Raw genomic sequence first — 19,228 nt, forward strand, 5'->3', positions numbered from 1 at the left:
TTTGGGCCGATGCAGCCTTGTTGCGCCACATGTTCGCTTTTTTGGACATCTCACAGTCGGCGGCGACTTGTTCGCCTTCCATGGCTGCCGATCTCCAACACACCATAATATGAATTCCGTTTATGTAATAAGATTTTCGGATATGTTGGCGGCATGATCCGTCCGTTCGACCTCAATCTCCGCCATTTGCGCGCGCTGGGGCAGGTGATCGCGCAGGGCAGCCTCAACCGCGCGGCGGAAGCGGCGGGGCTGTCGCAGCCGGCGCTGACCCAGGGCCTCGCCAAGCTGGAAAAGCAGCTCGGTGTCACGCTGTTCGATCGGCATTCGGACGGGGTGACGCCGAGCCCCGCCGGCACCGCGCTGGCCGAACGGGTGGCGCGCGCCTTTGACCAGCTCGCCGCCGCAACGCGGCGCTCGGCGCGTGGTGGGACGCGCGGGTTTGCGCGGCCTGAGCTGCTGATGACCGCGACCCAGCTCGACGCATTTCTTCATTTCGCCGACGCACAGGGCTTTGCCGGTGCGGCTGCGGCGAGCGGCATGTCGCAGCCTGCGGTGCATCGCTCGGTGCGTGAGCTTGAACAGGTGTGCGCCACCCCGCTGGCCGAGCGGCGGGGGAGGGGGATGGCGCTCACTCCGGCAGGCCGCACGCTGGCGCGCGGCGTGCGCCTTGCCGCCAGCGAGATCTCCGCCGGGATCGCCGAGGCTCGCGGCGACGACGGCACCGGCGGGCGCATCGCGATCGGCGCGATGCCGCTCAGCCGCGCGCTGCTGCTCCCCCACAGCCTCGCCCAATTCCTGCGCGAGGAGCCGCGTACCGTGGTCGATGTGGTCGAGGGGTCGTGGCGTGAGCTGGTCGATCCTTTGCTCGACGGCATCATCGACATCATGGTCGGCGCGCTGCGCGACGATTGCCCGCCAGGCGTCGAGCAGGTGCCGCTGTTCACCGACCGGCTGGCGATCTTCGGGCGGCGCGGGCATCCGCTGGCGCAGGGGCCGGTCGATCTCGACACGCTCGCCGCGCAATCCTGGGTGGTCGGCCCGATCGGCACGCCGCTGCGCACGCATTGGGAGGCGCTGTTTGACGGGCGCGCGTTGCCGCCGGTGCCGATCGAGTGCGGGTCGGTGATGGTGATCCGCGGCCTGCTGGTGCAGAGTGACCTTTTGACCCTGCTATCCCCCGATCAGGTCGCGTTGGAGGTCGGGGCAGGGATGCTCGAAAGTATCGGCCCCCAACTCCCCGGCGCGGTCCGCACGATCGGCATCAGCACCCGAGCCAACTGGCGCCCCACCCGCGCCCAATCCCGCATGCTCGACCTGCTCCACCGCGCTTCGGACGAAACCAGACTTCAGAAAAACGGATAGCGCGCGGCGCAATCCGATTGGAACATGTCGCGCAACAACGCTTCATGACCCGCATGATCGAGTGGACATCTCTTCTGGGATTTGGCGAAGCAGGCCAAGCCTTCGCCCAACCCGGCGTCGCCGCATTCGACATCGCCACCGAGAATGGCGAAACACGTCCACTCAAGATCACCCAATTCGAATCCGCCCAAATCCGCTGGTCCGCAACCCCCGCCGGAGCATTGGCGCGCGCCGATCTGGTGCTGTGCCTCGTCACTGCGGACCAAGCGCTCGCCGCCGCGCAGCGCTGCGCGCCGCTGCTGAAACCCGGAACCTTGTGGCTCGACATGAACAGCGTTGCGCCCGGCACGAAGCGGGAAGCGGCGCAGGCGATCGAGGCGGCGGGGGGGCGCTATGTCGATGTTGCGGTGATGGCGCCGGTGTTGCCCGCGCGGCTGGGCGTGCCGCTGCTGGTCGCGGGGCCGCATGCCGATGCCGCCGCTGACGCGCTGCGCGCCTATGGCTTTAGCAAGGTGGCGATCGCCGGCCCCAGCGTCGGCGATGCCTCGGCGATCAAGATGATCCGGTCGGTGATGGTCAAGGGGCTGGAGGCACTGACCGCCGAATGCGTGCTGGCGGCGGAGCGTGCCGGCGTGCGCGATGCGGTGCTCGCCTCGCTCGATGCGAGCTGGAAAGAGCGGGCGTGGGCCGCGCGCGCGGACTATAATCTTGATCGGATGCTCGCCCACGGCACCCGCCGCGCCGCCGAGATGGAAGAGGTCGCGAAGACGCTGAGCGATCTCGGCGTTGATCCGGCGATGACGCGCGGCACGATCGTGCGGCAGCGGGAGCTGGGTGCGCTCGGCATGACGCCGCCCGAAGGGCTGACGGCGAAACTGGTTGCGATTGAGGGGCGGGTGGCATGATCGCCGCTTCCCTTCGTCGCCCCGGCCTTGAGCCGGGGCCGGGCTGCCTTTCTGGTCGCTCGAACAGGAAGAAAGCCCTGTCCCGGCTCAAGGCCGGGACGACGAAGGTTTCTGGAGGGAATGCGTGAGCCTCATCATCGACTGCCATGGCCATTACACTGTCCTGCCCAAGGCGCATGACGCCTGGCGCGAGGAGCAGAAGGCCGCGTTCAAGGCGGGGACGCCGTGCCCGCCCTATCCCGACATCAGCGATGACGAGATCCGCGAGACGATCGAGGCGAACCAGCTGCGCCTGATCAAGGAACGCGGCGCGGACCTGACGATCTTCTCTCCCCGCGCGTCGGCGATGGCGCCGCATGTTGGTGACGAGGGCGTCGCGATCGAATGGGCGCGCCGCTGCAACGATCTGATCGCGCGCGTCGTCGGGCTGTTCCCGGAGACGTTCGTCGGCGTGTGCATGCTGCCGCAATCGCCCAAGGCCGATATGAGTGCGAGCATCGCCGAGCTGGAGCGGTGCGTTACCGAACTCGGCTTTATCGGCTGCAACCTCAACCCTGATCCGGGCGGCGGGCATTTCACCCATCCGCCGCTGACCGATCGCTATTGGTATCCGTTCTACGAAAAGATGGTCGAGCTGGACGTCCCGGCGATGATCCACGTCTCAGGCAGCTGCAACCCGGCGATGCACGCGACCGGCGGCTATTACATCGCCGCCGACACGGTTGCTTTTATGCAGTTGCTGGAGGGCGATCTGTTCGCCGATTTCCCGAGCCTGCGCTTCATCATCCCGCATGGCGGCGGCGCGGTGCCGTATCATTGGGGGCGCTATCGCGGCCTTGCCGACATGCTGAAGAAGCCGGCGCTCGACACGCATCTGATGAACAACATCTTCTTCGACACCTGTGTCTATCACCAGCCGGGCATCGACCTGCTGGCCGACGTGATCGAGAACAAGAATATCCTGTTCGGGTCGGAGATGGTCGGCGCGGTGCGCGGGATCGATCCCACCACCGGGCATTATTTCGACGATACCAAGCGCTACGTCGATGCCCTCGACATCAGCGATGCGGAGCGGGCCGCAATATTCTCCGGCAATGCCCGCCGTGTCTTCCCCCGCCTCGACGCCAAATTGAAGGAGCGCGGCCTGTGACCGACCACACCGACATCCACGCCTATCTCGCCGAGTTCGAGGATATCCCCGGCACGCGCGTGTTCACGGCCAAGCGCGCGCGCGCCGGTTATCACATGAACCAGTTCGCGATGAGCCTGATGAAGGCCGAGAACCGCGAACGGTTCAAGGCGGACGAGCGCGCCTATCTCGACGAATGGCCGCTGAGCGAAGAGATGAAACAGGCGCTGCTCGATCGCGATTACAACAAGTGCCTCGATTTGGGCGGCAACGTCTATTTCCTCGCCAAGCTGTTCTCGACCGACGGCATCCCCTTTGCCGAGGCGGTCAGCACGATGACCGATATGAGCTTCCCCGAATATCGCGAGATGATGATGCGCGGCGGGCGTTCGCCCATCGGCGTCCGCTCGATCAAAGAAGGACGTTGAGCATGGCACGGATTACCGCAGGCGTCGCATCGAGCCACGTGCCGCTGCTCGGCGTTGCCGTCGATCAGGGGAAGGATCGCGACGATTATTTCGGCCCGATCTTCGCCGGCTATGACTGGACGCGCGAATGGGAGAAGGCGGAGAAGCCCGATGTCGTCATCCTGGTCTATAACGACCATGCTTCGGCGTTCGACATGAAGATCATCCCGACCTTCGCGATCGGCTGTGGCGAGCGCTACACCTCGGCGGACGAGGGCTGGGGCCCGCGCCCGGTGCCGGACGTGGAGGGGCATCCCGACCTCGCTTGGCACATCGCGCAGAGCCTGGTCCTCGACGAATTTGACATGACGATCATCAACGAGATGCAGGTCGATCACGGCCTGACCGTTCCCTTATCGATGATGTTCGGCACACCCGATGCCTGGCCGTGCAAGGTGATCCCGCTGGCAGTCAATGTCGTCACCTATCCGCCGCCCTCGGGCAATCGCTGCTGGGCGCTGGGTGAGGCGATTGCGCGCGCGGTGGCGAGCTTCCCCGAGGATCTGAACGTTCAGGTGTGGGGCACCGGCGGTATGAGCCACCAGTTGCAGGGGCCGCGCGCCGGCCTGATCAATCGTGAGTGGGACAATATGTTCCTGGACGGGCTGATCGGCGAAAGCGATCACCTGCGCCGCATCCCGCACATCGAATATCTGCGCGAGACCGGGTCCGAGGGGATCGAGATGGTGATGTGGCTGATCATGCGCGGCGCGATGGGCAAGCGCACCGCCGCGCTGCATCGGCATTATCATATCCCCTGTTCGAACACCGCGATCGGCCATGTCGTGCTGCGTCCCGACAATGGCGAGGGGCTGGATATGGCGGGCAGCGGGTTTGCCGAGGCGGCGGAGTGATCAAAGCCCTCTCCCCCTTGGGGAGAGGGTTGGTAGAGGGGCAGTCCTCTAGACTTTAGCGATGGGCCGGATTGGAGGGACTGCCCCTCTCCCCGGCCCTCTCCCCGGAGGGGAGAGGGAGATTGAACATGAAAATCGCACTCGCAGGCGCCGGGGCATTCGGCGAGAAACATCTCGACGGACTCAAGAACATCGACGGGGTCGAGGTGATCTCGGTCGTCGGTCGCCGGCTCGAACCGACCCAGGCGGTCGCCGCCAAATATGGCGTCGCGCACGCCACCACTGACCTTGCCGAAGCCCTGGAACAGCCCGGGCTCGACGCGGTGATCCTGTGCACGCCGACCCAGATGCACGCCGCCCAAGCGATCCAGTGCATGGACGCGGGCAAGCATGTGCAGGTCGAAATTCCGCTGTGCGACAGCCTGGCCGATGGCGAGGCGGTGCTGGCCAAGGCGCAGGAGACCGGCCTGACCGCGATGGTCGGGCACACGCGGCGCTTCAATCCCAGCCATCAGTACATCCACCGCAAGATCGCGGCGGGAGAGCTGAACGTTCAGCAGATGGACGTGCAGACCTATTTCTTCCGCCGCCAGAACATGAATGCGAAGGGTGAAGCGCGCAGCTGGACCGATCACCTGTTGTGGCACCATGCGGCGCACACGGTCGATCTATTCGCCTATCAGGCCGGGCCGATCGTCGCCGCCAATGCGATTCAGGGTCCGATCCATCCTGAGCTTGGCATCGCGATGGACATGTCGATCCAGCTGAAGGCGGAAAGCGGCGCGATCTGCACGCTGAGCCTGTCGTTCAACAATGACGGGCCACTCGGTACCTTCTTCCGCTACATCTGCGACAACGGCACCTGGATCGCGCGCTACGACGATCTGGTGACCGGGCGCGAAGAGCCGGTCGACCTGTCGGGCGTCGCTGTGTCGAACAACGGTATCGAGCTGCAGGACCGCGAGTTCGTCGCGGCGATCCGCGAAGGGCGCGAGCCTAATTCCAGCGTTGCGCAGGTGCTGCCCTGCTACCGCGTGCTGCACCAGCTGGAGCAGCAGCTGAACGCGGGGCGCTGAAGTTCAATCATATCACCCGTTCGCCCTGAGCTTGTCGAAGGGCAGTTCTTCTGATCGCGACGCCGAAAGAAGAACGGGGCTTCGACAAGCTCAGCCTGAGCGGGGTGGGGGACCGAGTTATGAAGACCCAGGTTGCGATCATCGGGGCAGGGCCGTCCGGCCTGCTGCTCGGACATCTGCTGCGTCAGGCGGGGGTGGATTGCGTCGTCGTCGAGCGCGCGTCGCCCGACTATGTGCTCGGCCGTATTCGGGCGGGGGTGCTGGAGACGGTCACCACGGATCTGATGACGCGGCTCGGCATCGATGCGCGGATGAAGCGGGAGGGGCTGGGCGAGGCGGGGTTCAACCTTGCCACCGACGACCGGCTGATCCGGATCGACATTGCCGCGCTGACCGGGCGGCACGTGATGGTCTATGGCCAGACCGAGCTGACCCGCGACCTGATGGACGCGGCACCGGAGCGGGGGCTGGAGGTGATCTATGACGCAGGCGATGTCGCGCTGCATGAGATTGAGGGCGATGCACCGTTCGTCACCTATGTGAAGGATGGCGAGACGCACCGGATCGACTGTGCGTACATCGCCGGGTGCGACGGGTTTCATGGGCCCTCGCGCAAGGCGATCCCGGCGAGCGCGGTGCGCGAGTTCGAGCGGGTTTATCCGTTTGGCTGGCTTGGCATCCTTGCCGATGTCCCGCCGTGCCATGACGAGCTGATCTACGCGAATGGCCAGCGCGGCTTCGCACTGGCTTCGATGCGGTCGAAGACGCGCAGCCGCTATTATATCCAGGTGCCGCTGACCGACAAGGTCGAGGACTGGACTGAAGAGCGCTTGTGGGATGAGCTTTCAGCGCGGTTCGATCCGATCAGCGAGCACAAGGTCACGCGCGGGCCGGCGCTGGAAATGTCGATCGCGCCGCTGCGGTCCTATGTGTTCGAGACGATGCGGCATGGGCGCCTGTTCCTCGCCGGGGACAGCGCGCATATCGTGCCGCCGACGGGGGCGAAGGGACTGAACCTCGCCGCGTCGGATGTCGCCTATCTCTGCGATGCGCTGGTAGGTGCGGTGAAGCAGGGCGATGCGGCGGGGCTGGACGGGTATCAGGCGCGCGCGCTGGCGCGGATCTGGAAGGCCGAGCGGTTCAGCTGGTATCTGACCAAGCTGATGCACCGCTTCCCCGAGGATGGCGCGTTCGAGCACCGGATGCAGGAGGCCGAGCTCGACTATGTCGCCAACTCGACCGCGATGCAGACCGCGATTGCGGAGAATTATGTGGGGCTGCCGCTTTAGGCTCCCGCAAGCTGAGGTCGGTTGGCGAGCAGGTGATCGACCACCGAGGGATCGGCCAGGGTCGAGGTGTCACCGAGGTTGCTGACGTCATTTTCGCCGATCTTGCGCAGGATGCGGCGCATGATCTTGCCCGACCGCGTCTTGGGTAGCGCCGGGGCGAACTGGATGACGTCGGGGGTGGCGATCGGGCCGATTTCCTGGCGCACCCATTTGATCAGCTCGGCGCGCAGCGCGGCATCGGGTTCGACCTCGGCATTGGTGGTGACGAAGGCGTAGATGCCCTGGCCCTTGATGTCGTGCGGCATGCCGACGACTGCGGCTTCGGCGACTTTGTGGTGGGCGACGAGTGCGCTTTCGATCTCGGCGGTGCCCATGCGGTGGCCGGAGACGTTGATGACGTCGTCGATGCGACCGGTGATCCAGTAATAGCCATCTTCGTCGCGGCGGCAGCCGTCGCCGGTGAAATAGCGGCCGGGGAAGGTGCTGAAATAGGTCTGGAAGAAGCGGTCGTGATCGCCCCAAACGGTGCGCATCTGGCCGGGCCAGCTGTCGGTGATGACCAGACACCCGTCGCCCGCGCCCTCGATCAGCGTGCCGTCATTGTCGAGCAGAGCGGGCTGAACGCCGAAGAACGGCTTGGTCGCCGAGCCGGGCTTGAGCGCGGTCGCGCCGGGCAGGGGGGTGATCATCGCGCCGCCGGTCTCGGTCTGCCACCAGGTATCGACGATCGGGCAGCGGCCCTCGCCGACGACGCGATGATACCATTCCCATGCCTCGGGATTGATCGGCTCGCCGACGCTTCCGAGCAGGCGCAGGCTGCTGCGGCTGGTGCGCGTGACCCAGTCGTCGCCCTCGCGCATCAGTGCGCGCAGGGCGGTGGGGGCGGCATAGAAGATCTCGACGCCGAACTTGTCGACCACCTGCCAGAAGCGGCTGTGATCGGGGAAGTTGGGCACGCCTTCGAACATCACGCTCGTCGCGCCGTTCATCAGCGGGCCGTACACGACGTAGCTGTGGCCCGTGACCCAGCCCACATCGGCGGCGCACCAGTAAATCTGGCCGGGGCGGTAATCGAAGACATATTCGTGCGTCATTGCAGTCCACACGGCATAGCCGCCGGTGGTGTGCAGCACGCCCTTGGGCTTCCCAGTCGAGCCGGAGGTGTAGAGGATGAACAGCGGGTCTTCAGCGCCCATCGCCTCGGGCGCGCAGTCGGCGCTCTGGCTGGCAGCTTCCGCCCAGTCGATATCGCGGCCCGCGATCATCGGCACATCGGCGCCGGTGCGGCGGAACATGATCACCCGCTCGACCCCGGGGCAGCGGGCCAGCGCGGCATCGACATTGGCCTTGAGCGGAATGCGCTTGCCGCCACGCAGCCCTTCATCGGCGGTCAGCACGATGCGGCTGTCGCAATCCTGGATGCGCCCGGCCAACGCGTCGGGGGAGAAGCCGGCGAACACGATCGAATGGATGGCACCGATCCGCGCACAGGCGAGCATCGCCACCGCCGCCTCCGGCACCATCGGGAGGTAGAGCGTCACCCTCTCGCCGCGCTTTACGCCCTGTGCCTTGAGCAGATTGGCGAAGCGGCAGACATCGGCATGCAGCTCGCGATAGCTGATGACGCGGTGTGGCTCGTCCGGGCTGTCCGGTTCCCAAAGGATCGCGGTTGCGTCGCCGCGTTCGGCGAGGTGGCGGTCCAGTGCATTGGCGCTGATGTTGAGCGTGCCGTCGGCGAACCAGGCGATGCCGAAATCGGCTTCGTCGAAGCTGGTTTCCTTGACCCGCGTGAACGGCGTGATCCAGTCGATCCGCTGCGCGGCCTCGCGCCAGAACCCTTCGGGGTCCTCGACCGAGCGGCGATACATGGCGTCATAGCCGTCCGCATCGACCAGCGCATTCGCTGCCCATTGCTCGGGCACCGGGAAGATCGTCTGGGCCATGTCACTCTCCTGTCTACGCCGCGCGTTTGGTGTCCGCGTTAGCGCATCGGGAGCGACAGGTCAGTCCGACTTTTGTCGTAGATCAGTGCTCAGTCGGCAGCTTCAGCCGCCTTTCGCGCGGGCAGCCAGCCATTCGCCCTGGCCCAGCTGGAAAACAGCCGCGGCCAGGCCGCAACCGGCTCGCCGGGCTTGCCGAGACCCCAGCTGTGCCCGCCGCGCTGGAACAAATGCATTTCCACCGGCCGTTTATGCGCGTGCATCGCCGCCGCGAGCCGCAGGCTGTGCGCGACATCGGCGGTGGGATCGTCAAAGGCATGGGCGAGGAAGATCGGCGGAGTGGTGGCGGTCACCTGTGCCTCTACAGAAAACGCATCACGCCAGTCGGGCAGCTTGCTGACATAGCGCGCGGTTCGCGTGGTATCGATCGGCGCGCGCATCGATACCACGGGGTAGATTAGCGCGGCAAAGTCCGGCACCGCACTCACAGCGTCCACCGCGTCGATCGCCGGGTAGAAGTCATGCGCGCCGCGCGTCGCCAGCGTGCCGGCGAGATGCCCGCCCGCCGAAAAGCCGATCACGCCGATCCGCTTGGGGTCGATCCCGAGCGTCTTCCAGTTGCCGCGCAGCAGGCGCATCGCCCGCTGCCCATCCTGGAACGGAACTTCGGAACTCCAGCCGTCGCCGGGCAAGCGGTAGTAGAGGACGAAGGCGGTGACGCCGCGCTGCGCCAGCCATTGCGCGGTCGGCAACGCCGCGCTGCCGATCTGAATGCGGAAATAGCCGCCGCCGCCGATCACCAGCACCGCCGCGCCATTGGGCTTTTTCGGGCGGACGACGACCATGCGCGGCACGGTGACGTTCGACACCGAGCCGGTCGCCGCGCCCTCACTGCCGGTCTTTTCGGGCCCGGTGACGGTCCCGCTGCCCGGCATCGCGCCGGACCAGAGGTTGATCACCTCGCTCCGCGCCGAGGCCGGAGCCGCGACGCAGAGCAGGACGAGGGCGGCGACCCAGCGCATCAGAACGTCTTCCCGATCGAGGCGTAGAGGTAACGACCATAGGGCACGTAAAGCGACCCGAGATAGCCATCGGCGGTGATCGGCGGCTGGGTATCGAAGACGTTGCGCGCACCGATGCGGAAACGCGTGTCCTCCAGCGGCCCCTTGCGGATGCGATACTGGCCATAGAGGTTGAAGAACGCCTTGCCCTCCACCTTGTACGGGTTGCCGGCCGTGTCGAGGAAGTTGGTGTCATACACCGTGCCGATGTAATTGCCGAACGCGCCGATCTGGAAGCCCTTGTGGCTCCAGGTGAGCGATCCGGTGACGCGCCATTTCGGCCGCCCGCGCTGCTCGATCAGGTCGCTGGCGTCGGTCAGCGGAGTCGCGGCGTTGATCTGACCCGCCGCGCGCGCGTCGAACAGTTCCTGCACTGCCGGCGGCGTCTCGCGCGAGAATTTGGTCAGGCGCGCGGCGTTGAATGCGACGTCGAAGCGGCCGATTCCGGTGCGGACATTGTAGAGCACTGCCAGATCGACCCCCTGCACCGTTTGGGGCAGCAGATTGACAAACTGGTCGTTGATGCGCGTGACCGCGCCGACGGCGGCCAGGCCGGTGCCGGCAAATACCGGCGTGTCGTCGGCGGTCGGTGCGGATCGGATCACGTTCGGGTTGCTCGACCCCTGCAGCCGCAGCAGATAGTCGAGCACCAGCGCATTTTGCGCGCCGAACTGGCCGACGATGCCGGTCTGCTGGATCGACCAAAAGTCTGCGGTCAGGGTCAGGCGGCCAAGGCGGCTGGGAATGAACTTGGGCTCGATCACCGTCCCGACGGTCCAGTTGGTGCTTTCCTCCGGCTGCAGGTCGGGGTTGCCGCTGATGAAGATCGAATAGCTGATGCCCCGGCTGCACGCGCCGAAATTGGCGATCCGCGCGGCGCGCAGGTCGGCCTCGCAACGGTAATAATCGGTGTTCGAATTGAGGCGCGAATAGGCAACCGTCTTGGTCTGCTCCAGGTTCGGGGCGCGGAAGCCCTGCGACCAGGAGCCGCGCAGCCGTAGCCCGTCGACGATGTCCCACGCCGCCGCGACCTTGGGCTTGGCGACCGAACCGAAGTCGGAATATTCCTCGGCCCGGCCCGCGATCTGCAGATCGAGGCGGTGGACCAGCGGCACGTTCATCTCCGGCGAAACCAGCGGCACGGCGAGTTCGGCATAGGCCGACAACACGGTGCGGCTGCCGAACACCGACGGCGTCGGGCTCACTGCGGCGACGTTGGACAGGTTGGTATCGCCGGTCACCATATCGGTGAAGGTGATCTGGCCGTTGAGATTGGGGTCGCGGATATCCTGCTGCGTCTCGCGCCGACCCTCGACGCCAAACGCGATGCCGACACCGCCGCCGGGCAAATCGAACAGGCTGGAATTGGACAGCTTGAAGTCGCCTAGCAACAGGGTCGTCTTTGACTTGCGCACCAGGTTAAAGCTGATCGCGTCGATCGTCGCCTGGCTCGCGGGGGAGCAGTCGCCCAGTGACGGCGTCGCGGAACAGCCACCGCTGAACGGGTTATAGGCATCCGGGGTCGACAGCGCGAGGTTGCGCTGAAGCGCGGTCATGTCGATCGCGTTGGAGCTGTCGCGCGCCTGCGCCTCCGAATAGAGGATGCCGGTGTCATAGTCGAAGCTGCCGATCTTCCCGCGCGCACCGAGCAGGAAGCGCGATTGCCAGTTTTCGACATCCACTACCTGATTGCCCGCATCGACGAAGCGATAGGTGGTCAGGCGCACGGGCAGGCCGGCGGCGGGGACGTTGGTCAGGCCCGCGATGCGGTTGGGGTTGGCCTGGCCATTGGCGAAGGTGACCGGGCCGAACGGATTCCAATAGTTGCTCGCCGGAATGACGATCGCGTTGAGGTTGATCGTCGGCGGCTGGATGCGCTGGGTATCGGCGAGATAATAGCCGAGTTCGGTATAGAGCTCGACCGCGTCGCTGACCTCATAGCGGCCGGTGAAGAATGCGTTGTAGCGGTTGAACGAGGGCGTGACGGTCGTGCCAGGGCGCGTATCGAACCGCTCGCTGCGCAGCGTCGATGCGGTCGCGCGCGTGCCGGTTCCGTAGCAGACATTGCTGTTGATCGTGACCGCGCAGCCGGGGTTGAGCGACGATTGCGTGTGGAACGCGCCCGCCGATGAGGTCAGTGCCTGATTGCCCGGGCTGCGGCGGATCGTGCCGGGGCCCCCGACCACCGCGAGATTGGCCCAGGGGCTTTGCGTTGCGCGGCCGTCCGCCGCGAGGTTGCCGGCATAGGCCGGGTCATCGGCAAAGAAGGAGAGGAGATTGTCGGTCGCGGTATAGGGCTGATCCTCCGCCAGCTGCGCGGTGCGGCGGACATAGTTGACGAACAGCGAGAAATTGCCACGGCCGCCGGCGAAATTATGCCCGATCAGCCCGGTGCCCTCAAACTCCTTGCGGTTGGTCCCCTCAGCAAACCCATAGCGTAGGTCGAGCCGCGCGCCGTCGAAATCGCCCCGGGTCACCGTGTTGACCACCCCCGCCACCGCGTCCGCGCCATAGATCGCCGCCGCGCCGTCGCGCAGGATTTCCAGCCGCTCGATCCCCGCGACCGGGAGCGCGTTGGAATTGTAGCCGAGCACGGGGACGTTGCCGTCGCCCGCCTGGCTGGTCGGGTGGCTGACCATGCGGCGGCCGTTGAGCAGCACCAGCGTGTTGCCGACGCCCAGATTGCGCAGGTTGATCGAATTGACGTCGCCGCGCGCCGCGTTGCTGGTCTGGGGGTTGTTGGATTCGTTGAAGGTGACGTCGCCCGCCTGCGGGATCGATCGGATCAGATCGTCGCCCGACAGCGCGCCGGTCGCTTCGATCTGGTTGCGGTCGATCACGCTGACCGGCAGGGCGGTGGTGATGTCCTTGCCCTTGATCTGGGTACCGACGACGACGACCTCCTGCTCGGGTGCGGCCTCTTCGCCCGTGGGAGCGGCGGGCGGTGCGTCCTGAGCCTGGGCGGGCAGCGCGATCGCCACTGCGGCGAGCGCAGTGCTGGTGGCGAGGATGCGGAGCCTGTTGCGGTTCGTCATGGTCTTCTCTCCCTGTTCCGGGGCGGCGGCTTCGACGTCCGCGCGTCCCCATGTCTTCGATCAGTCCGGATCGGTCTCCGTTGCCGGCCATGCCGGACCGGTGGGGGCATGACCCGAGAGCGCGCGGTCGAGCGCGTCCTTGTCGAGCGCATTGTCCCAGCGGGCGACGACCACCGTCGCGACCGCATTGCCGATGAAATTGGTGAGGCTACGGCACTCACTCATGAAGCGGTCGATGCCCAGGATCAGCGCCATGCCCGCGACCGGCACCGACGGCACGATCGACAGCGTCGCGGCGAGCGTGATGAACCCCGCGCCGGTAACCCCCGCCGCACCCTTGGACGAGATCATCGCGATCAGCAGCAGCGCGATCTGGTCGCCGAGCGTCAGGTCCACATTGCACGCCTGCGCGATGAACAGCGCCGCCAGCGTCATGTAGATGTTGGTGCCGTCGAGGTTGAACGAATAGCCGGTCGGCACGACCAGCCCGACGACGGACTTCTCGCACCCCGCGCGCTCCATCTTGTCCACCAGGCTGGGCAGTGCGCTTTCGGACGAGGATGTGCCGAGCACGAGCAGGAGTTCGGCCCTGAGGTAACGGATCAGCTTGAAGATCGAGAAGCCGGCGAGCCGTGCGACGATGCCGAGCACGACGACGACGAAGATCAGCGAGGTGAGGTAAAAGGTCGCCACCAGGCCGGCGAGATTGGCGAGCGATTCGATGCCGTACTTGCCGATGGTGAATGCCATTGCGCCAAACGCTCCGACCGGCGCGGCGCGCATCAGGATGCCGACCAGCTTGAACACCACGAGGCCAACCCGCTCGAGCATGTCGCGCACCGGTGCGGCGGGCTCACCCACCATCGACAACGAAATGCCGAACAGGATCGCCACCAGCAGGACCGGCAGCAGCTGATCGCCGGTGAGCGCCGATACCAATGTCGTCGGGATGATCGCCATCAGGAATTCGACGATGCCGCTCTCATGCGCCTTGGCGACATAGCCCTCGACCGCGCCGGTGTTGAGCGTGGCGGGGTCGACATTCATGCCGGCGCCGGGCTGGACCGTATTGGCGACGATGAGGCCGACGATCAGCGCCAGGGTCGAGAAGAACAGGAAATAGGCGAAGGCCTTGCCGGCGACGCGGCCGACCGAGCGCAATTCGGTCATGCCCGCGATGCCCGTGACGAGGGTCAGGAAGATCACCGGGGCGATGATCATCTTTACGAGCTTGATGAAGGCGTCACCCAGCGGCTTGAGCGCTTCACCGACGCCCGGCCAGAAGAATCCGACCGCAATGCCCGCCGCAATCGCGACCAGCACCTGGACATAGAGCTGGGTCCACCAGCGTCCGGGCTTGGCGGGTTCCGCCGCATATTCGAGTGCAACCGCCATCAACCATCCCCTCTGCGCGCCTTGATTGGCGCGTCTGGCTATAGTTGCCGAAAATATGGCTGGGACAGGGGGAATCGCGAAGGTTGGTAATTAATACCGTAACTTCAATTATATAGGCAGATTAGGTCGCGTTGGCGCTGCACCAATTGTGTGAAATTCCGCGCATTGTATCTGCGTAATGTGTGATATTCCGCGTGAATGGAGATGGGGACGACTCGATTGTCGCGCCGTCTGGCGCTGGTTGCGGCGATCGGACTGGTGCTGTTGGCGGCAGTTGCGCTGGGTGCGTCGCGCTGGGCGCGGGGGCAGGCGGTGGCCGCGACCGATGCGGCAGCGGCGGAGCTCGCGCGCGCCAATGCCGGGCTGCTGACCAGCGAGCTTCAGAAATTCCGGCTGCTCCCGCTCGTCCTCACCGAATATCCCGATGTCCCGGCGCTGCTCGAAACGCCCTCGGCCGGCGTTGCGGAACGCGTCAATGCCCGGCTGGAGCTGCTCGCCGCGCGCACCGACGCTGCGGCAATTTATGTCATCGACGCGCGGGGCAAGACCGTCGCAGCAAGCAACCACCGCCTGCCCACCAGCTTTGTCGGCCAGAATTACGGCTTTCGTCCCTATTTCCGCGATGCGTTCCGTAACGGCAGCGCGGAGCTGTTCGCGCTGGGGACGGTCAGCGGCGTGCCCGGACTATATCTTGCGCAGCGGATCGGCACTGCCGCCCGCCCGCTCGGCGTGATCGTGGTGAAGATCGAGTTCGAACGCGTGCGGGCGCAATGGGCTGCGCAACAGGGCACGACGATCGTCACCGACCGGCATGGTGTGGTTATCGTGACCGGCCGCCCGGATTGGCGTTTCCGCACGCTCGCGCCGCTCTCCGCCGCGAGCCGCCAGGCGATCCGCGCGACGCGCCAATATGGCAATCTTCCGCTTGGCCCGCTGGCGCTGACCATCGACGGCGCAGACGCGCGTGGGAGCGAGGCCGGTATTACGGGCGATAGCCGCGTCGCCTCGATCGCCGCGCCGCTGGCGGGGGCGCAGTTGCACGTCCTGATGCCGCTGCGGCCGGCGCTCGTCAGCGCCAATGCCAATGCGCGGCTGGTGACGCTTGCCGCGCTTGTCCTGATCGTCGGCGCGCTGCTGTTGCTGTGGCGCGCGCGCGAACGGCAGCTGCTGCAAGCGGCGGCGCGGGCCGCGCTGGAATCCCAGGTCGCCGAGCGGACCGCCGAATTGCGCGAGACCAACCGTCAGCTCGAGGCCGAAAGCGGCGAGCGCGCGCGTGCCGACCAGCGTTACCGGGCTGCGCGCGAAGAGCTGGCCCAGGCCAGTCGCCTCGGCTCGCTGGGGCAGATCACCGCCGGGGTGGCGCATGAGATCAACCAGCCGGTGGCCGCGATCCGCACCTTTGCCGACAATGCCCGCCAACTGCTCGACCGTGGGGATGCCACGCGCGCCGTCGACAATCTCGGGCGCATCAGCGCACTGACCGAGCGGATCGGCGCGATCACTGGCGAACTGCGCAGCTTTGCGCGCAAGCGGACGCCCGATATCGGCGCGGTCGAGATCGGGTCCGCGATCGAATCGGTGATGCTGCTGATCGGTGACCGCGTGCGTGCGGCGGGAGTCCGGCTGGACCGCATCGGCGATATGAACATTTGCGTCATCGCCGATCGCGTGCGGCTTGAGCAGATCCTGATCAATCTCGTCCAGAACGCGCTCGATGTGCTTGCCGGGCGACCGAACGCGCGCATCGTCATTGCGGTGGAGGGGGAGGGGGATCGTGCGCGCATCACCGTCAGCGACAATGGCCCGGGCGTGCCGCAGGATCTGCGCGACCAGCTGTTCACGCCATTCGTCACCGGGCGGGAAGAGGGACTGGGGCTCGGCCTGGCGATCTCGCGCGACATTGCCCGTGATTTCGGCGGTGAACTGGCGCTGGCCGACAGCGAGGACGGCGCGCGGTTCGAACTCACGGTGTTGCGCGCATGATGGCCGAGGCGGATCAGATCGTCTTCTTTGTCGACGACGACGCGGCGTTGCGCGAGGCGAATGTGCAGACGCTCGACCTCGCCGGCCTGCCGGTCCGCGCCTTCGCTGACGCTGCGTCGCTGCTTGCGGGCATCGGACCGGAGTTCGATGGCGTGGTGGTCAGCGACATCCGCATGCCGGGCATGGACGGATTGCAGCTGTTCGCACGCCTCCGCGCATTGGATGCGGAGCTGCCGGTCATCCTGATCACCGGGCATGCCGATGTGCCGATGGCGGTCGGCGCGCTGCGGGATGGCGCGTTCGATTTTCTGTCCAAGCCGTTCGCAGCAGACCATCTCGTCGCCGCCGTCCGCCGCGCGCTCGCGCATCGCCGGCTGATCCTGGACAACCGCGCACTCCGCGCGGCTGCAGCCAGCCCGCCCGACAGCCCGCTGATCGGCGACAGCCCGGCAATGGTCCGGCTGCGCGAGAGCGTCGCACAGGTCGCGCGCGCCGAGGTCGACGTGCTGATCGAGGGGGAGACGGGCACTGGCAAGGAATTGGTGGCGGCGATGCTCCACCGCGCCTCGCCGCGCGCCTCACGCGCCTTCGTCGCAGTCAATTGCGCCGCGCTGCCCGATGCGCATGCCGAGATCGAGCTGTTCGGCCATGCCGCCGACGCGGTCCCGCATGGCCGGTTCGAACGCAGCGGCCGGATCGAGGCGTCAAGCCGCGGCACCTTGTTCCTCGACGATATCGACGGGATGCCGCTGGCGGTGCAGCCGCGCCTGCTGCGCGTGCTGGAAGAGCGCGAGGTGCTGCCGGTCGGTGCAGAGCGCCCGATCCCGCTCGACCTGCGCGTCATTGCCTCGGCCAAGCGTGACTTGCTGGCGCTTGCGCAACAGGGGGCGTTCCGCAGCGACCTGTATTTCCGGCTGAACGTTGTGCGCCTGTCGATCCCGCCCCTGCGCGAGCGGCGCTCCGATATTGCGCAGCTGTTCGCGGCGTTCGTTGCCGAGGCGGTGGCGCAGACCGGGCAGGGCGAGTTTCGCATGACCGATGCAATCCGCCGCCATCTGCTCGACCATGAATGGCCCGGCAATGTCCGCGAGCTGCGCAATTTCGCGTTCAGCGCGGTGCTGAACCTGCTCGACGGCAGTGGCCCGTCAACAGCACGCCAGACGCTGCCCGATCGCGTTGCCGCCTATGAAGCGATGCTGCTGCGGGAGGCGCTGGAGGCGACGCGCGGCAATGTCGCCCGCGCGGTCGATCTGCTGGGCATCCCACGCAAGACTTTTTACGACAAGATGGCGCGTGCCGGGCTGACGGCGGGGGAGTTCAGGCGGCGGGTTTAGTTGGGGTCGGTGTGCGGCGGCTTCTGAAGCAGGAGCTTGGTCTGGTTGTCGATCGCGGTCGTGATCCGAAGCCATGCGTGTTCCAGTGCCGCGAGATCCACGATCGGGTTGAGCTCAGTCACCGCGAAATTGTGCATATCGGTCTGGACCGTATCCGACAGCCCCGAAAGCTTCAGCGATTCACGCAGTGTGTGCAACAGCTGCCACTTGCGGCGCTGCAACGTCCAACGTTGCAGGGTTTTTTCCAGCTTCTGCAGCGCGGTGGGGATGCCGGAGGAGTCGTGCACCTCGGCAAGCAGAGTCTCTGCGCGCTCCAGCGCATCGAAATAGAAATCGTCGTGTAGTGGATGATTTTTGAGCCGATTTTTCAGATTCTTGAGCGCCTGTTTCTTCTGGTCGACGAGGCTGAGATGGGCACCAATGCCTTTGCGCGCGAACTTGAAATCCTTGTCGCCGCGCCAACCATTGACGGTGCTGCGCATCCGACTGGTCAGGGTGGAGGCATGTTCGCCCTTGCCGCTGCTCTTGAACGGTCCGAGCATCCGGTTGCTATAGTCTGTTTTCGCTGAGCGCAGGCCTAATGCTCTGCGCTTCTTTCCAGGTCGGCTATATACGGTCCAGACTTCATTCTTGCCGCCCTCCAACAGGCTATGGGCGGCGACCATCTCGCACAGGAACGTCGCTTTTGCATTTGCCGTGAGGTCGGCGCCATTGGCCGGGGTGGCGGTTACGCGATAATGGACGAAGAACGGCCCTTTCTCTCCATTCTTCATCGCGTCCATTTCACGGCGCGTATTGGCCTTCAGCTTGCCTTCCGCGGAAACCTTGTGCTCGCTATTTGCCGATGAGGTGATCGGGAACAGGTTATACACATCTCCGACGCCGCCCAGATTGTCATTGAGCAGATGGCCGCGGATAAATCCCTGAAAATATACGCTCCTCAGTCGCGCATACATGGCCTTTTGCTGCTGTCCGCTGTCGGGCGATGTCCCGGTGATCGGGTCGGTCACGTCGATCCACGCGTCGGCGACTCTGCCCACCGTTTCGCGATGCATCTTGCCCTTGGCGTCCTTGTAACCGACGGTCTGCGTGTCGTACTTGACCTCGCTCTTGCGCTGAATGACCGGCTGATCACGTCCGGAAAGCTGCAGCGGCGCAGATTTCTGCAAACCGACCTTCCGCTGGATCAGCATGTGCGTGCGGGAACTTTTTCCGAGCACCGCAGCCAACTGCAACTGGGCGGGCGACCGTGCCGACACAGGTTGCACGGTGGGAGAAGGGTGAGCGGACCGGCGGCCGGCACGGGCGGCGAACTGCTGCGTCAACGCGGCTTCCCCCAAATATGACTGCCGTAAAATAGCAGGGCTGCCGGGATCGATCAAATCGGAAGCGGAGCAA

General features: G+C 65.7%; 14 protein-coding genes. 9 read left to right on the forward strand and 5 right to left on the reverse strand.

The window, feature by feature from the left end:
• Positions 1–153: 153 nt before the first annotated feature.
• The 7 genes from ACRYLO_RS04640 to pobA all read left to right on the forward strand — a co-directional run bounded on the left by ACRYLO_RS04640 (position 154) and on the right by pobA (position 7,082).
• On the forward strand, positions 154–1,362 hold the full coding sequence (locus ACRYLO_RS04640) for a LysR family transcriptional regulator (protein ID WP_482659094.1): 1,209 nt from the start codon (positions 154–156) through the stop codon (positions 1,360–1,362).
• A gap of 53 nt (positions 1,363–1,415) precedes the next feature.
• A complete protein-coding gene (locus tag ACRYLO_RS04645; protein WP_482659095.1) occupies positions 1,416–2,267 on the forward strand; it encodes an NAD(P)-dependent oxidoreductase in 852 nt (283 codons plus the stop codon).
• A gap of 124 nt (positions 2,268–2,391) precedes the next feature.
• Positions 2,392–3,417 (forward strand): amidohydrolase family protein, encoded by a 1,026-nt coding sequence (locus ACRYLO_RS04650; protein ID WP_482659096.1) that lies wholly within the window; start codon positions 2,392–2,394, stop codon positions 3,415–3,417.
• Positions 3,414–3,824, forward strand: a complete 411-nt coding sequence (gene ligA / locus ACRYLO_RS04655) for a protocatechuate 4,5-dioxygenase subunit alpha (protein ID WP_482659097.1) — start codon at positions 3,414–3,416, stop codon at positions 3,822–3,824. The genes ACRYLO_RS04650 and ligA overlap by 4 nt, the downstream gene beginning before the upstream one ends.
• A gap of 2 nt (positions 3,825–3,826) precedes the next feature.
• Entirely contained in the window at positions 3,827–4,717 is an 891-nt protein-coding gene (locus tag ACRYLO_RS04660) for a class III extradiol dioxygenase subunit beta (protein ID WP_482659098.1), read from the forward strand.
• 128 nt (positions 4,718–4,845) lie between these two features.
• On the forward strand, positions 4,846–5,793 hold the full coding sequence (locus tag ACRYLO_RS04665) for a Gfo/Idh/MocA family oxidoreductase (protein WP_482659099.1): 948 nt from the start codon (positions 4,846–4,848) through the stop codon (positions 5,791–5,793).
• A 119-nt stretch (positions 5,794–5,912) separates the two neighbouring features.
• Entirely contained in the window at positions 5,913–7,082 is a 1,170-nt protein-coding gene (gene pobA / locus ACRYLO_RS04670; protein WP_482659100.1) for a 4-hydroxybenzoate 3-monooxygenase, read from the forward strand.
• Here pobA and acs read toward each other — a convergent pair.
• The 4 genes from acs to ACRYLO_RS04690 all read right to left on the reverse strand — a co-directional run bounded on the left by acs (position 7,079) and on the right by ACRYLO_RS04690 (position 14,513).
• Positions 7,079–9,025 (reverse strand): acetate--CoA ligase, encoded by a 1,947-nt coding sequence (gene acs / locus ACRYLO_RS04675; RefSeq protein WP_482659101.1) that lies wholly within the window; start codon positions 9,023–9,025, stop codon positions 7,079–7,081. The two genes, pobA and acs, sit on opposite strands and share 4 nt — an antisense overlap.
• Positions 9,026–9,114: 89 nt before the next feature.
• Entirely contained in the window at positions 9,115–10,044 is a 930-nt protein-coding gene (locus ACRYLO_RS04680) for an alpha/beta hydrolase (RefSeq protein ID WP_482659102.1), read from the reverse strand.
• Positions 10,044–13,118 carry a TonB-dependent receptor domain-containing protein gene (locus ACRYLO_RS04685; protein WP_482659103.1) on the reverse strand — a complete coding sequence of 1,025 codons (3,075 nt, stop codon included), beginning with the start codon at positions 13,116–13,118 and terminating at the stop codon, positions 10,044–10,046. The genes ACRYLO_RS04680 and ACRYLO_RS04685 overlap by 1 nt, the downstream gene beginning before the upstream one ends.
• 60 nt (positions 13,119–13,178) lie before the next feature.
• Positions 13,179–14,513: a dicarboxylate/amino acid:cation symporter gene (locus ACRYLO_RS04690; RefSeq protein ID WP_482659104.1), complete on the reverse strand. Its 1,335-nt coding sequence runs from the start codon at positions 14,511–14,513 to the stop codon at positions 13,179–13,181.
• 219 nt (positions 14,514–14,732) lie between these two features.
• Here ACRYLO_RS04690 and ACRYLO_RS04695 point away from each other — a divergent pair, with 219 nt between their 5' ends.
• Together ACRYLO_RS04695 and ACRYLO_RS04700 are read left to right on the forward strand one after the other, a co-directional pair.
• Positions 14,733–16,496, forward strand: coding sequence for a sensor histidine kinase (locus ACRYLO_RS04695; RefSeq protein ID WP_482659105.1), 1,764 nt, complete (start codon positions 14,733–14,735; stop codon positions 16,494–16,496).
• The gene (locus ACRYLO_RS04700) at positions 16,496–17,830 is read left to right on the forward strand and encodes a sigma-54-dependent transcriptional regulator (RefSeq protein WP_482659106.1); all 1,335 of its coding nucleotides are present in this window, start codon (positions 16,496–16,498) and stop codon (positions 17,828–17,830) included. Before ACRYLO_RS04695 ends, ACRYLO_RS04700 begins: the two co-directional genes overlap by 1 nt.
• Here ACRYLO_RS04700 and ACRYLO_RS04705 read toward each other — a convergent pair.
• The gene (locus ACRYLO_RS04705; protein ID WP_482659107.1) at positions 17,827–19,212 is read right to left on the reverse strand and encodes a hypothetical protein; all 1,386 of its coding nucleotides are present in this window, start codon (positions 19,210–19,212) and stop codon (positions 17,827–17,829) included. The genes ACRYLO_RS04700 and ACRYLO_RS04705 overlap by 4 nt on opposite strands.
• Between the last annotated feature and the right edge of the window lie 16 nt (positions 19,213–19,228).

Source organism: Sphingomonas sp. SDUR79 (assembly GCF_056821745.1).

Bases quoted from the DNA above. Each gene is read 5' to 3' on its own strand.
- ACRYLO_RS04640 (WP_482659094.1), top strand. From the start codon at position 154: ATGATCCGTCCGTTCGACCTCAATCTCCGCCATTTGCGCGCGCTGGGG.
- ACRYLO_RS04645 (WP_482659095.1), top strand. From the start codon at position 1,416: ATGATCGAGTGGACATCTCTTCTGGGATTTGGCGAAGCAGGCCAAGCC.
- ACRYLO_RS04660 (WP_482659098.1), top strand. From the start codon at position 3,827: ATGGCACGGATTACCGCAGGCGTCGCATCGAGCCACGTGCCGCTGCTC.
- ACRYLO_RS04665 (WP_482659099.1), top strand. From the start codon at position 4,846: ATGAAAATCGCACTCGCAGGCGCCGGGGCATTCGGCGAGAAACATCTC.
- pobA (WP_482659100.1), top strand. From the start codon at position 5,913: ATGAAGACCCAGGTTGCGATCATCGGGGCAGGGCCGTCCGGCCTGCTG.
- acs (WP_482659101.1), bottom strand. From the start codon at position 9,025: ATGGCCCAGACGATCTTCCCGGTGCCCGAGCAATGGGCAGCGAATGCG.
- ACRYLO_RS04680 (WP_482659102.1), bottom strand. From the start codon at position 10,044: ATGCGCTGGGTCGCCGCCCTCGTCCTGCTCTGCGTCGCGGCTCCGGCC.
- ACRYLO_RS04685 (WP_482659103.1), bottom strand. From the start codon at position 13,118: ATGACGAACCGCAACAGGCTCCGCATCCTCGCCACCAGCACTGCGCTC.
- ACRYLO_RS04690 (WP_482659104.1), bottom strand. From the start codon at position 14,513: ATGGCGGTTGCACTCGAATATGCGGCGGAACCCGCCAAGCCCGGACGC.
- ACRYLO_RS04700 (WP_482659106.1), top strand. From the start codon at position 16,496: ATGGCCGAGGCGGATCAGATCGTCTTCTTTGTCGACGACGACGCGGCG.